Source organism: Mycoplasma sp. 613B, assembly GCF_054343485.1.
On record NZ_JBTGVH010000001.1, the window covers coordinates 44,600 to 58,592 of the forward strand.

10 protein-coding genes are annotated in these 13,993 nt (G+C 26.0%); 5 read left to right on the forward strand and 5 right to left on the reverse strand.

What is annotated here, in order from left to right:
- Positions 1–20: 20 nt before the first annotated feature.
- Both nagB and nagA read right to left on the reverse strand, forming a co-directional pair.
- Positions 21–764: a glucosamine-6-phosphate deaminase gene (nagB, locus tag ACXX87_RS00210; protein WP_458573043.1), complete on the reverse strand. Its 744-nt coding sequence runs from the start codon at positions 762–764 to the stop codon at positions 21–23.
- Positions 764–1,867, reverse strand: a complete 1,104-nt coding sequence (gene nagA, locus ACXX87_RS00215; protein WP_458573044.1) for an N-acetylglucosamine-6-phosphate deacetylase — start codon at positions 1,865–1,867, stop codon at positions 764–766. Before nagA ends, nagB begins: the two co-directional genes overlap by 1 nt.
- A 191-nt stretch (positions 1,868–2,058) precedes the next feature.
- Between nagA and ACXX87_RS00220 the strand changes: the two genes are divergently transcribed.
- The 5 genes from ACXX87_RS00220 to ACXX87_RS00240 all read left to right on the forward strand — a co-directional run bounded on the left by ACXX87_RS00220 (position 2,059) and on the right by ACXX87_RS00240 (position 8,347).
- Positions 2,059–2,358: a hypothetical protein gene (locus tag ACXX87_RS00220; protein WP_458573045.1), complete on the forward strand. Its 300-nt coding sequence runs from the start codon at positions 2,059–2,061 to the stop codon at positions 2,356–2,358.
- Positions 2,351–4,066, forward strand: a complete 1,716-nt coding sequence (locus ACXX87_RS00225; protein WP_458573046.1) for a PTS transporter subunit EIIC — start codon at positions 2,351–2,353, stop codon at positions 4,064–4,066. Before ACXX87_RS00220 ends, ACXX87_RS00225 begins: the two co-directional genes overlap by 8 nt.
- Positions 4,067–4,140: 74 nt before the next feature.
- Positions 4,141–5,031 carry a MurR/RpiR family transcriptional regulator gene (locus ACXX87_RS00230; protein WP_436358534.1) on the forward strand — a complete coding sequence of 297 codons (891 nt, stop codon included), beginning with the start codon at positions 4,141–4,143 and terminating at the stop codon, positions 5,029–5,031.
- Positions 5,032–5,089: 58 nt separating this feature from the next.
- The gene (locus tag ACXX87_RS00235; protein WP_436358535.1) at positions 5,090–6,295 is read left to right on the forward strand and encodes a phosphoglycerate kinase; all 1,206 of its coding nucleotides are present in this window, start codon (positions 5,090–5,092) and stop codon (positions 6,293–6,295) included.
- Positions 6,296–6,346: 51 nt separating this feature from the next.
- Positions 6,347–8,347: an MIP family Ig-specific serine endopeptidase gene (locus ACXX87_RS00240; RefSeq protein WP_458573047.1), complete on the forward strand. Its 2,001-nt coding sequence runs from the start codon at positions 6,347–6,349 to the stop codon at positions 8,345–8,347.
- 45 nt (positions 8,348–8,392) lie between these two features.
- Here the strand turns inward: ACXX87_RS00240 and aspS are convergent, their stop codons facing one another.
- From aspS to secDF, 3 genes are read right to left on the reverse strand one after another with little or no spacing between them, the layout of a single operon-like run.
- Positions 8,393–10,096, reverse strand: a complete 1,704-nt coding sequence (aspS, locus tag ACXX87_RS00245) for an aspartate--tRNA ligase (RefSeq protein WP_436358537.1) — start codon at positions 10,094–10,096, stop codon at positions 8,393–8,395.
- Positions 10,083–11,345, reverse strand: a complete 1,263-nt coding sequence (gene hisS, locus ACXX87_RS00250; protein WP_436358538.1) for a histidine--tRNA ligase — start codon at positions 11,343–11,345, stop codon at positions 10,083–10,085. The genes aspS and hisS overlap by 14 nt, the downstream gene beginning before the upstream one ends.
- Before the next feature lie 12 nt (positions 11,346–11,357).
- On the reverse strand, positions 11,358–13,967 hold the full coding sequence (secDF, locus tag ACXX87_RS00255) for a protein translocase subunit SecDF (RefSeq protein ID WP_458573048.1): 2,610 nt from the start codon (positions 13,965–13,967) through the stop codon (positions 11,358–11,360).
- Positions 13,968–13,993: the final 26 nt, after the last annotated feature.

Sequence of the window (13,993 nt, forward strand, 5' to 3'; positions counted from 1 at the left end):
AATAGTATAATTTAAAATTTTTATTTTTCTTTATTTTGAAAGTCCAATAATTTAGCTGCTTGTTCATCTAAAATAATAGTTACATCTTTATGTAATCTTAAAAAACTTGCAGGTAAATTACCAGAAATTTCTTCTGTTATCATTCTTTTAATTGCTTCTGCTTTGGAATTTCCAGTCGCAATTAAAAGAATTTTTTTTGCTTCTAATATAGTTCCAATCCCCATGGAAATAGCTGTTTTAGGAACTTCATTTTCATTATTGAAATATATTTTATTAGATTGAATTGTGCTTTCTGTTAATGTTACTTCTCTTGTCCTATCATAAATTTGAGAACCCGGTTCATTGAATGCAATATGTCCATTTGTTCCTATTCCTAAAATCATTAAATCAATTCCACCACTATTTTTTATTTTTTCTTCATAGATAAGTGAATTTTTTTTAATATCACCAATTCCATTAGGTAAATTAATATTTTTTTTAACAATATCAATATGATTAAATAAATTTTGATACATAAAATAATGATAAGAACAAGGATTTTCATTAGAAACTCCTACATATTCATCTAAATTAAAAGATGTGACTTTTGCAAAGGAAATTTCTTTATTTTCATACATTTTAATAAGATTTTTGTATGTTAAAATAGGTGAATTTCCTGTAGCAAAACAAATTTTTAAATCTTCTTTTTTAAAAATTTCTTCTTTTATTAAATTAGCAGTAAATTCTGCCACTTTTTCTTCATTATTTTTTATAAAAATTTTCATTATTTCACCACTTCTCCATTAATATAAACTTTTTTTATTGAATAATTTTTTGAATCTAAAATTAAAAAATCTGCTAAATAATTTTCTTCAATTTTACCTAAATTTTGAATTCCAAGATATCTAAAAGCATTATATGAAGTCATTTTTACAGCTTCATTTAAAGAATAACCTAATTTTAAAATATTTTTAAATGCATCATGTATTACTATTCCTGAACCTGCTATTGTATTTGTTGCAAGTAATTTGATAACTTTTGCCTTTTTATAAACAACAAGATCACCAGAAACACTCTCTCCATCTTTATAATAAGCAGGTTTAATAGCATCAGAAATTGCAATAATTTTATCCACTCCTTTTATATCAATTGTGAATTTTACAGTTTCTTTTTTAATATGAATAAAATCAATAATCATTTCACTATAAACATTTTTATTTGATAAGGTTGCTTGTGCTATTCCGGGATATCTTGAATCCACTCCAGACATTGCATTTCACAAATGACAAACTGAATCACACCCATTTTCAAAATATTTAGAAGCTAAAGTAAATGATGCAGATGAATGACCTATAGAAGGAAAAATTTCTTTCTTTTTCATAAATTTTAAAATATCTAAATTTGCCATTGTAGGATCAAAGGAAATTCTTTTCAATTTATTATTGGAAGCAAATAATAGTTTTTGAATTTTAAATTTAGTTGCTTTTTTTAAAAATTCAGCACTATGAGCTCCTTTTTTATCAAAATTAATAAAAGGACCTTCTAAATGAATTCCTAAATTTCTAGAAACTGTTTTTTCTACAAGAGACATTAAATTTAAAGAGTCCAAAATTTTAGTTCATTGTTTAGACATTGCAGTAGGCATAAATGAAGTTGTTCCTAGTTTAGCTAATTTTTTAGAAACTTTATATAAAGATTCTTTATTATCCATAACATCATAATTTGCAATTCCATGAATATGTAAATCAACAAAACCTGGAACTATTAAATTACTTCCTTGTCCTTCTATTAGTTCTATTTTTAATATTTTATTTTTTTCTAAATAAATATTTGCATTGTCAATAGTATATTCTGGATTAATTATTTTACAGTTTTTTATTATTGTCATATTTCACCTTATTTTATTTTACAATTTATCAACAAAATAAAAAAAAGTTGCATAAATTATGCATAAGAATTTATAAATATTCATTAAATTTCAAAAAAAATGCATAAAATATTTATTTTATTTCATTAAAGTTCAAAATGTATAATAATTTAATTGTTAAAGACTTATTTAACACTAAGGAGGAAAAGTAAATGTCACTTTTCAAAAAAATTGACTTTAAAAAGATTGAAAAAATTCAATGAATATACATTTCACTATGAATTTTGTTTTCAATTTTACTAATAACTGTTGTTTTATTGCTAACTCTTTACACAAAACCAAGTTTAAGCAATGCTGCACTTCAAACAGCAGCATTGAAAGTTAGAGCAGATGTAATTGCTTCTTTTGTTTTGGTTTTTGTAATTGTTTTCTTTGCAGCAATTCTTTCAACTGTTATTATACATGGATTCTTTATTAAAAAAGTGAAAGGAGTAAAACAAAAAAATGAGTAGTTTAAAAACAATGAATGATGGAAAAGCAAGTTCAGGTTTTTTCAAAAAAATGTTAGAAAGACTTGGAAAAATTGGTACTGCTTTATTATTCCCTATAGCTATTTTACCAATAGCTGCTATTTTATTAAGAATCGGAGCTGATGTTCCGCAAGATACTACATTTTCTAAACTTATTCAAAATATTGTAACTCAGTCTGGAGATCTTGTTTTTTCAAATCTTTACTTGCTATTTGCTATTGGTTTAGCATTTGGATTTACTAAATCAAGAAGGGGAGAAGCTGCTTTTTCAGGAGCTGTTGCAATGTTTATAGTTGCAAAACTCGTTCCTATTTTAACTACAGCTTTATATTCTCAAATTAATTTAGGAGAATCTTGAGCAAAAGATTCAAAAACTATAGTGCTTGGATTTGAAGCATTATTTAGAGGTAAATATGAAGCAATTCTTGGAAACAACGTTTTAAGTGGAATTATAGTTGGTTCTTTTGTTGCTTGAATTTATAATAAAACTAATATGGTTGAATTACCAAAAGTGCTTGGATTTTTCTCAGGAAAAAGACTAATACCTTCATTAGCTGTTGTTTTTGCAGTAATTTTCTCAGTTGTTTATTCACTAATTTTCCCTTGAGTAGCATTTGTAATATTCAAACTATCAAAATTACTTTCTGATGCAACGAGCCCAGGAGAAGCAAACACACTTTCTGTAAGATTCACAAGAGCTTCCATTGAAGGAGTTTATGGTTTCTTAAATAGACTATTAATTCCTTTTGGATTACACCACATCCCAAATAATTTATTCTGATTCCAATTAGGAAGTTTTGCTAAAGAAGGTGGAAAAGCAGATGAAGTTGTAAATGGAGATATCTTTATTTTCTTACAAGGAGTTGCTAAAAACAACCCAGGTGGATTATTCCAATCAGGATTCTTCCCAATGATGATGTTTGGATTACCTGCATTAGTTGGAGCTTTTGTATATACAGCAGAAAATAAAGAACAAAAAATCAGAGTTATAGCACTTCTTGGTTCTGCTGCACTTGTAAGTTTCCTTTCAGGAATAACAGAACCACTGGAATTTGCATTCCTTTATGCATCACCACTATTATTTGTTGTACATGCTGTTTTAACTGGTATTTTTGCCTTTATAACAGGTGCATTTGGAATTCAATTAGGATTTGGTTTTTCAGCTGGATTGATGGATTATATTTTAAGTATTCCCAAATCACTTGCTATAATTAAAGAATCAGGATTTACTGGTGCAAATAAAGTATTTGCAAACCCAGGTTGAATAATTCCTATCGGTGCTTTAACAGCAACTACATATTTCTTTGTTGGAACACTATTAATTAAAAAATTAAATCTAAATACCCCAGGTAGAGGTACAGGAAAAATTGCTGATGAAGAAATAGAAAACCAAAAATCAAGCAAAATAGAACAAACAGATTCTAAATCTAAAAGTACTTTATCTAAAAAAGCAGTAACCATCATAAAAGCATTTGGTGGTTGAGAAAATATTGTAGAATACAATAACTGTTCAACAAGATTAAGATATATTGTTAAAGATGGTTCTAAAATCGATGAAAAACTGATGAAAAGCGCTGGAACTTTTGGATTAATTAAAATTTCTGAAAATTCATTCCAAGTAATTATTGGTGTTGAAGCAGAACTTTTAAATAACCAAATAACCGCAAACATCGGTGCTCCTTTAGAATAATTAAAAAGTTCAAGTTATAAAAAGACTTGAATTTTTTAATCAAATTCTTAAGTTATGAATATAATTAAAGCAATATGAATAAAAACATTTTAATTTTTGACAAGGATTTAATTGAAGAAATTGATAAAAAGAACTTTTCTATTTCTTCTTTTAAAAAAATTTGAAATTTTATTGAGAAAGAACCTTTTAACTTTATTAAAACAAATTCAACGGATTTATCTAAAAAATTAGATATTTCTCAATCTACTGTTTCGCGTTTTGCAACAAAAATAGGGTTTGCTAGTTTTAAAGATTTACAAATTTATGTATCTCAAAGAATTCAATATAAAAAAGATTTAGAAATAGATATTAAAGATGAAAATAATTTAACTTTAACTCAAGTAATGAATAATATAAAATCACATTATCTTTTTTCTTTAGAAAGCACTTTAACTAATTTAAATCTAGAAAAAAACATTACAGATTATATTAATACCCTTTTAAAATACAGGAAAATGACAATTTTCTTTGGTGTTGGAGAATCTGCTCTTGTAGCAAAATACCTTGCAACCAATTTAAGAAAAATAGGTTTTAACACTATTTTTATCAATGATATCCACGAATTTTTTTCTTTTAGTAACTTATTAAAAGACCATATGCATATTACTTTAATTTCTAAAAGTTGCAAAACATTAGAAATTAAACAAATAAAGGAATATTTAGACAAATTTTCCATTGCTACAAGCATATGGACTAAAAATAGCAAAATAACTGTTACTAAAAATGTGCAAAACGTAATATTTTTAGATAGTATTGAACAAAATTACAGAATTGGTTCAATTGGTTCAAAAATTTCTGCCTTTATCATTGCAGACATAATTTTTACTTATTTAAGTTCCAAAATAGATCATAAACAAACTATTTTTGCCAAAATTGAAAACAACATTGACCAGTGAAATAATTTAAATATTAAAGATAAAAAATAACTATAATAATAAAAAAGTTTTATAATATTATTAATAAAAATAAAAAATAGGAGAATAAATGAAATCAACAGTTAAAAAAACAATTGATGATCTACAATTAAAAGGTAAAAAAGTTTTAATAAGAGTAGATTTTAACGTTCCAATTAAAGATGGTAAAATTACTTCTACAAAAAGAATTGTAGCTTCTCTTCCAACAATTAAAAAAGTTATTAGTGAAGGGGGAAAAGCAATTGTCTTTTCTCACCTTGGAAGAATTAAAGAAGAAGCAGATAAAGCAAAAAAATCTCTTCAACCAGTTGCTATTGAACTTTCTAAACAATTAAATCAAGAAGTTCTTTTTATTAGCGAAACTAAAGGAAAAAAACTTGAAGATGCAATTAAAAAATTAAAAGATGGGCAAATTTTATTATTTGAAAATACAAGATTTGAAGATTTAAATGATAAAGCTGAATCAAAAAATAATCCAGAATTAGGAAAATACTGAGCTTCTTTAGGTGATGTATTTATTAATGATGCTTTTGGAACCGCTCATAGAGCACACGCTTCAAATGTGGGTATTGCTTCTAACATCAAAGAATCTGCAATGGGTTACTTATTAGAAAAAGAAGTGAAAGCACTTTCCAAAATTGTTACAAATCCAGAAAAACCTTTTGTTGCAATTATAGGTGGGGCTAAAATTTCAGACAAAATCGGTGTTGTATCATCACTTTTAGAAAAAGCTGATAAAGTTATTATTGGTGGTGGTATGGCTTATACATTCAATAAAGCTTTAGGTTTTAATATTGGAACTTCTCTTGTTGAAGAAGATAAGATTGAGTTAGCAAAAGAATATTTAAATAAATACAAAAACAAAATTATTTTACCAGTTGATCACGCTATGGGTAAATCTTTTGAAGATCAACCAAGAATTTTAAATGACTCAAATCCTTTACAAATTCTTGATAACACAATGGGACTAGATATTGACAAATATTCAATAGAATTATTTAAAAAAGAACTTGAAGGTGCTAAAACAGTTCTTTGAAATGGACCAATGGGAGTAACAGAATTTTCCAACTTTAAATATGGAACAGAAGAAGTTGCAAAAGCAATTTCTAAACTAAATGATGCTTACTCTGTAATAGGTGGGGGAGACTCTGTAGCAGCAGTTGAAAAACTTGGTTTTGAACAAGCATTTAGTCATATTTCAACAGGTGGTGGAGCTTCTATTGAATTCTTAGAGGGGAAAGAATTGCCTGGAATTAAAGCAATTCAAAATAAATAATTAACTAAATAAAATCTATTTTTTTAGATTTTATTTTTATATTTTACAAAAATGAAAAAACAAAAATTTATTAAAAAGTTATTTATTCCACTTGCTTCTTTTACTCCATTAATGCTTTTTTCTTGCTCAAACACTAAAAATGAAATTTCTGTGAAACCAACCAATGAACATCAATATGAAAAATCAAATGACTATAAAACTCTAAAGAAAGCTAAGAAAACATTCTCTGATGAAGAAAAAAATATTTCTAAATTTTTTGAAAAAAAGATTGATAAAATCTCTCATGCAAAACAATTAGAAATATTAAAAGAATTTTTACAAGAACAAAATTTAACACTTTCTAGTGATATTTCTGTTAGTTCTGTAACTCTCCAACCAACAAGAATGTATTGAGCTTTTAAAATCAAAAATATAGAAGAATCCTTTGGTTTTGGTTTCTTTTACAAACAAAAAAGTAAAGAAAACAAACCAGAAAACCCTCAAAATCCTCCTTCAAAAGAACCCAAACCAACACAGCCAGTTACAAATCCTAAAGATAATCTCCCAGAAACCGAAACACCAAAAGAAAACCCAAACAACGGAATGCCACCTTATTTTGATCCTTCCAATGTTGAAAAACAATTAAGAGAAGCTAGAGAAAAACGAGAAAGAGAAGATCAAATAAAAAGGGATGATTTAGGTCCACAAGATTCTGATTTAATTATTTCTGAAAGTGAAGCTTATAATGAAATTTTAGATAGAAGTTTTGCAATTTCCTTTAATTCTAACGGAGTTGATCCTGAAGACAATCAATCTGGTGTAATAGCAAATAATCCAAATGGTACTGCTTGATTATTGGATTATGCTTGAAAAAATAATCAAGAAAATTCTGATGAATTAGTTCTTTTCCTTGCTACTAATGCTCACGTGTATCAACGTGCATATAATGCTTTAGATCAAAAATGAAAAACTGATTTTCCTGATTATTTCTCTAAAAATTCTACAGATTCAATTGAAAGTTTTAACATCGGTTTTGCTCCTAAAAACATAGCAAATAATGCTTCAATAAATAATTTGGAACACCCTGGACAAGGTAATAAAGCAATCTATTATACTAATGCAACATCAGCACAAACTACAAAGTATGATGACACAACATTAAATAGTTTTATTAAAACTACAAATGTTTTTGATAATCCAAAAACAGTCTTTGTTGCTACAAATTTCTTTGATGATCAAACGAATAAAAAATTAGTAGAAAGTGCTCAAAAACAAGAAGAAGACAAAAATAAAGATTTAGTTGTAGGAAAAGATTTTGCAGTCTTTTCATTAAAAATTCACTATAATAATTTGAAAAATGCAACAGATGCTAATTTAACTCAATTTAAAACTAAAATAGATAATGCAATTGCTGCATTAAAAAATAGTATCACAAGATCAAAAGGTAAAAATAATATACCTAATGTTGAAAATAATTCTATTCCTTATCTTGATATTGATTATGCAAGTCAATGATTAAATAAAGAAGATGCTAAAATTAATCAATATAATTCTAAAAATCGTTCTCACGCAAATCTTAAATCAATATACATTGCTGGTTATCCATCAACAGACAATCAACAATTTTGAATGCGTAATTACTCCAAAAATATAGAAAGAGACAGTGCAGCATTTGCACAAAGAGCAAACTTTACTAATGGCCAAGATGTTAAATCTGAACTTGATAATAATAGAACAATGAAAGGGATTGGTTATCAAGGTCTTATAAGTAATTCCGGTCTCTTTTGAGGTTCTTCTGGCTCATTAGCTCTTAATGAATATGGTATTGCAGTAGGAATTTTTGCAACAACAGCCAATAAAGGAGATTGAAAAGATATTTCTGGTAAAGGTGGCGTTGTCTTTCTAACGCAATATGCAGACGATGCTTTCTACGGACCAGCTCATAATTTAATCGATGGATCAAATAAACAAAAATATCCAAAACAAACAAAATCTTATAAAGAAAATCTTACCAAAATGAAAGCAGATTATGAAGGATTTACTCATACTGCTTTATTCCCTGAAGGAGTTTAAAAAATAAAATCACAGATGAATTTTTGTGATTTTTCTTTATTTTCGTTATTTTTGCTTTGGTTCTAAAAAGTATTCATCTAGTTGTTCTTGTGTAACTTCTGAAGGTGAATCAATCATTAAGTTTATACCTTTTGAATTTACAGGGAAAGGAATAACGTCTCTAATGGATTCTGATTTTGTTAAAATCATAATTAGTCTGTCTAAACCAAAAGCAATTCCTCCATGAGGTGGAACACCGTATTCTAAAGCATTTAAAAAGAATCCAAATTGACTTTCTGCTTGTTCCTTAGACATTGAAATGGTTTCAAACATTTTTCTTTGAATTTCACTATCGTGAATTCTAATAGAACCTCCTGCAACTTCAAAACCATTTAAGACTAAATCATATGCTTTAGCTTTTGCTGATTTTGGATCACTTTGGAAAGTGTCAATTGATTGTTCTTGAAACATTGTAAAAGGATGGTGAGCAGCTGCATATCTTTTGTTTTCTTCATCGTATTCAAACATTGGTCAATTTACTATTCAAGCAAATTTATAAAGACTTTCATCAGCAAGTTTAAATAAATTATTTAATTCTACTCTTAAAGCTCCAAGTGATTGACAAACTTTTTCATATTCATCATTAACTATAAATAATGTTCCATCACTAAATTTTTGCTCTTGTATAAAATTGTTTATTTTTGAAAAATCAGCAATTTTAAAAGAAGTAGATGTTATTTGACCTTTTTCTAAAATTAAATAAAGTAATCTATTTCCTTTATTTTTACGAACTATTTCATCTAAATGTTTGAAATCTTTTTTTGAAATTGTTTCTTTTTCTAAAAAAAGAGTTTTTGTTGTAGAGTTACTAAATAAAAATTCATTTTCGTTATTTAAAATGTTTGCATTAATTAATTTATTTTGGTATCTTAAATCAGGTTTATCGCTACCATAATTATCGATTGCATAATCATAATCAATTCTTTGGAAAGGAATTTCTAAAGGAATATTTAATTTTGAAAACAGGTATTTCATCATTTTTTCTACAAGATTTTGAATATCTTTTTCATCTATAAAAGACATTTCAAGATCAAGTTGAAAGAATTCAAATTGTCTATCTTTTCTTAAATCTTCATCTCTAAAAACTTTTGCAAATTGGAAGTATCTTTCAAATCCAGAAACCATTAAAATTTGTTTAAATAATTGTGGTGATTGTGGTAAAGCAAAGAATTTTCCTTTAGTTCTTGTTGGTACTAAAAAATCTCTTGCTCCTTCTGGTGTTGATTTAGATAAAATTGGGGTTTCGATATCGATAAAATCATTTTCATCTAAGAAATCTCTTAAATATTTAAAAACTTTATTTTTAAAAATAATGGTGTCTTTTAAAATATTTCTTCTTAAGTCTAAAAATCTATATTTTAATCTTAGTTCTTCAGATACATTAATTTTATCATTAATTTCAAAAGGCAATTCTTTTGATTTAGAAAGAATAATTAATTCATCAGCAATAACTTCAATTTGTCCGGTAGCTAAATTATCATTATATTCTTTTCTTTCAAAAACTTTTCCTGTAACTTGGATTACATACTCTTTAGCAATAAACAAGTTTTTTTCTTCATTATTAAAGATAATTTGTGTAATTCCTCAACGATCTCTTAAATCAATAAAAGTGAAATTTTTAAATTTTCTTATGTTATGAACTCAACCATATAAAGTAACTGTTTGTCCTACATTTTTTATATTTAATTCGTTATTATTAATTAATTTCATTGTGTATTTCCTTTATAAAAGCTTTTATATCAACTATTTGCAAAATCTTTTTTTCATTTGTACTAAGGTTTTTTAATGTTAGTTCTGTATTTTTTTGATTCTTTTCTTTAAATAAAATATATTTTGCTTTAATGTTTTCTGCTTTTGCAAAAATTTTAGCTATTTTTTGAATTTCTTTATTGGATTCTACCTTAAAGTTGTGTTTTCTTAATTCTAGAATTAGTTTATTATTTATATTAAATTCATCTTCATTAAAACTTGCTACATAAATATCAATTCCAGAATTATAATTAAAATCATTATTAAAGTCTAAAATTTCAATAATTCTTTCAACTCCAATTCCAAGTCCAATTGCAGACATTTGTGGACCATTTAGTTCTCAAAAAAGATTATTATATCTTCCACCACCAATTAATGTACTTTTAGAACCAAGAGCTTTTGAACTTGACTCAAACTCAAAAACAAAATCATCATAATAATCAAGTCCACGAACTAAAAATTCATCTACTTCAAAATCAATATTTTGTTTTTGCATCAACTCCTGCAATTTATTAAATTCATTTTTTGATTTTTCATTAATAAAGTCTAAAATTTTTGGTGCTTGTTTGATAAATGTTTTAGTCTGTTCTATTTTATCATCTAAAATTCTTAAAGGATTTTTTTCTAATCTAATAATTGATTCTTTTTCTAATTCATCTTGATGAGTAATCAAATATTTTTTTAATTCAACTAAATATTTTTTCCTGTCTTCTCTTGAACCTAAACAGTTAATTTTTAACTTTACTTCTTTAATTTTTAAAAGTTCTAAAAATCTTGTAGCAAAACTTATAATTTCAAAATCATATAGATAATTGCTTTGGCTAATATATTCAATTCCAGCTTGATAAAATTGTCTAAAACGTCCTTTTTGTGGGCGTTCATAACGAAACATAGGTCCAAAATAAGCAAACTTATTATTATTTATATATAACTTATTTTCCAAAATAGCCCTTACTGTTGAAGCGGTTCCTTCCGGTCTAAGAGCTAACTCTCTATCGGATTTATCTTTAAATAAATACATTTCTTTATTTACTATATCCGATGTTTCTCCAGATGTTCTAATAAATAAATTTGAATATTCAAAAATTGGAGTTTCTATATATTTAAAATTTCAATTTTTTATAATATTAAAAAAAGTTTCTTGTATTTTTTGTAACAAGAACACTTCTTTATCGTATATATCTTTTGTGCCTTTTGGTTTTATATACATTTTTTTCCTTTTTTATGCTTCAAAATCATTAATACCAACAAAAGTTTGTTCTTTTATTTTTTGAGTATTTCAGTATTTATTTGCAATTCTTTTTGCTTTTCTTTTGTTTCTTCAAGTCTCAACTAATAATCAAATATGACTTGCGATAAATAATGATGAATATGTTCCAAACACAACACCAGTTACCAATGCAATGTTAAAGTATAAATCAGTTGAATCTTTAAAAATAATTAAAATTAATACAGTTAAAATTGTTGTTAAAGAAGTAAAGATTGAACGTTTTATAGTTTCTTTAATAGTTTTATTAACTATAAATCTTAATCTATTATAGTCGTTAACTTCTTTATATGGTAATTCTTTAAAGATTTCTTTAATTCTATCAAAAACAACTATAGTATCGTTAATAGAGTAACCAATTATTGAAAGTATAGCGGCTATAAAAATTGGTGAGATTTGTAATCTGAAAATGATAAAGATTAAGAAAACTATTATAACATTATGAATTAGCGAAATAATTGCAGCTATTGCAAATGTTCATCTTAATCTTAAAATTATATAGAAGATAACAGCAAATAGTGCAACTAATACAGAAATAATAGCATTATTTACTAAACTTCTTGCTTCTTCTGAAGAAATACTATATGTAATAATATTTATATTTTGAAACTTAGTATTTAATTCTGAACTAATTTCATTAAGAATATTAGTTATATTTTGATTAGTTCTAACTATAACATTATAAATATCTGCTTGTTGATCTACTTTTTGAATAATAATTTGATGATTATCGTTTATTATTCCTTTATTTTCAAGAAAGTCTTTGATTTCATTTGCTTTATTTAAAGTTAGAAAATCAAAATCTTTATCTTTAGTTTCAACTAAAATATTTGTTCCACCACTAAACTCTAAAGAAAGGTTAAATCCTTTTATAAAATCCTTATTTATTACTGCAAATGTGGTAAATACAATAAAAGCAGCTATAAAAATAATAACTGGAATGTAGTGAGTAAATTTAACATAATTTAGGTATTCTGGTCTTTCTATTTTTGCAACATAACCTCTTGCATATAAAGGAATGTATTTTTTTCTAACCCCTAATAAAAATTTATTTTTATCAAATACACCCGTTTTTACAAGCATTGTTGTAATTCATTTTGTAAAGAACAGCATAATTAACAATGTAAATAACACAGAAAATAGTAAAGTTACTGCAAAACCTTTAATATCTTTGGTCCCAAAAAAGAAGAGAATTACAGCAACAATTAATGTCGTTATATTCGAATCCAGAATTGTAGAAAAAGAAAATTTATTTGCTTTACTATTTGCTTTAATGCTGCTAGAACCCATATAAATTTCTTTTTTAATCGATTCAAACGATATTATATTCGCATCGACAGACATACCAATTCCTATTATTAAAGCAGCAATAGTAGAAGGTGAATATTCCCCTCTTACTGTTGTGAATAATAATAAAGTTAGAAATATATATAAACTTAAAGAAATTGTAGATAAGAAACCAAGAAGTCCATAATTAACTATCATAAATAAAGCAATTATAGAAATTGAAATTATTCCTGCAATTAAAGCTCCATTAAATGCATTCTCTCCTAAATCTCTAGGTACAAATGATGAAGATAAAAGTTTTAATGAATAATTATCGGTTCCATAATTTATATTTAAAGCTAACTGTTTTGCTTCACTTGATGTGAAATTTCCTTGAATAACAAAAGATTCACCAGATAAAGCACTATTGACTTGAGCAGATGAAATTAAATATTTTTTAGCATCAAATTGTGCTTCTTTTAAAATTGGTTGAAATACAGTTGGTTGATGTGTTTCAGGATTTGTTACAGTTTTTGGTTGTGTTTCTTCATTAACATGAACAAATTTATATGGATTAAATCCAGAATTAACTCATTCATCTCTAAAGTTAGTATTAGCAAGATGGATTAAATCTTTTAAGTTTAATCAAACTAAAATTAAATTTTGGCCAGACGGTCTTTTAGAAATATAGTCAGTAGCTTTTGTTCATTCTAACTCACCAGATTTATCGGCTAAATTAATTAATACTTGATTTCTATTATTGCTGTCAATTTGCTCTTTTGCTCCACCTGATTTAAATGGTGCAACATAATCTCTTTCATTTCATTTATCTACATTTTCAAAATCTAAGGTTTGTCCTGTAGTAAATTTTCCATTGTAAAATAAAGGTTTATTATTTATGTCTGTTATTATAATTTGTTGTTTTGCAATAACTTCATTTGTAAAATCAACAATTTCTTCATTGGTGGTTATTCCACTTCGAGAAATCCTTATTCTACCTTCACCCTCAATTGCAACTTGTGTACCATTTAAACCGACACCACCGGTTAAACGATTAAATATTGCTTGGTCTGCCCTTTTTATTGTTTCATTATCAATTGGTTTATTTTTATCTTCTGAAGTAACTTGAACAAGAACTTCAGCACCACCACCATATTCAATAGATTTATTAATATTTTTTGAAATATAATATTTGCTTCCTAACGTAATTGAAACTATGACTGTTGAAAAAGTGAAAAAAGCAATAAATCACCTTTTTCAATTTTTAGCACTAAATATATTTCTAAAAAACTTTTTCATAATAATATTTTATATTATAAGGTATT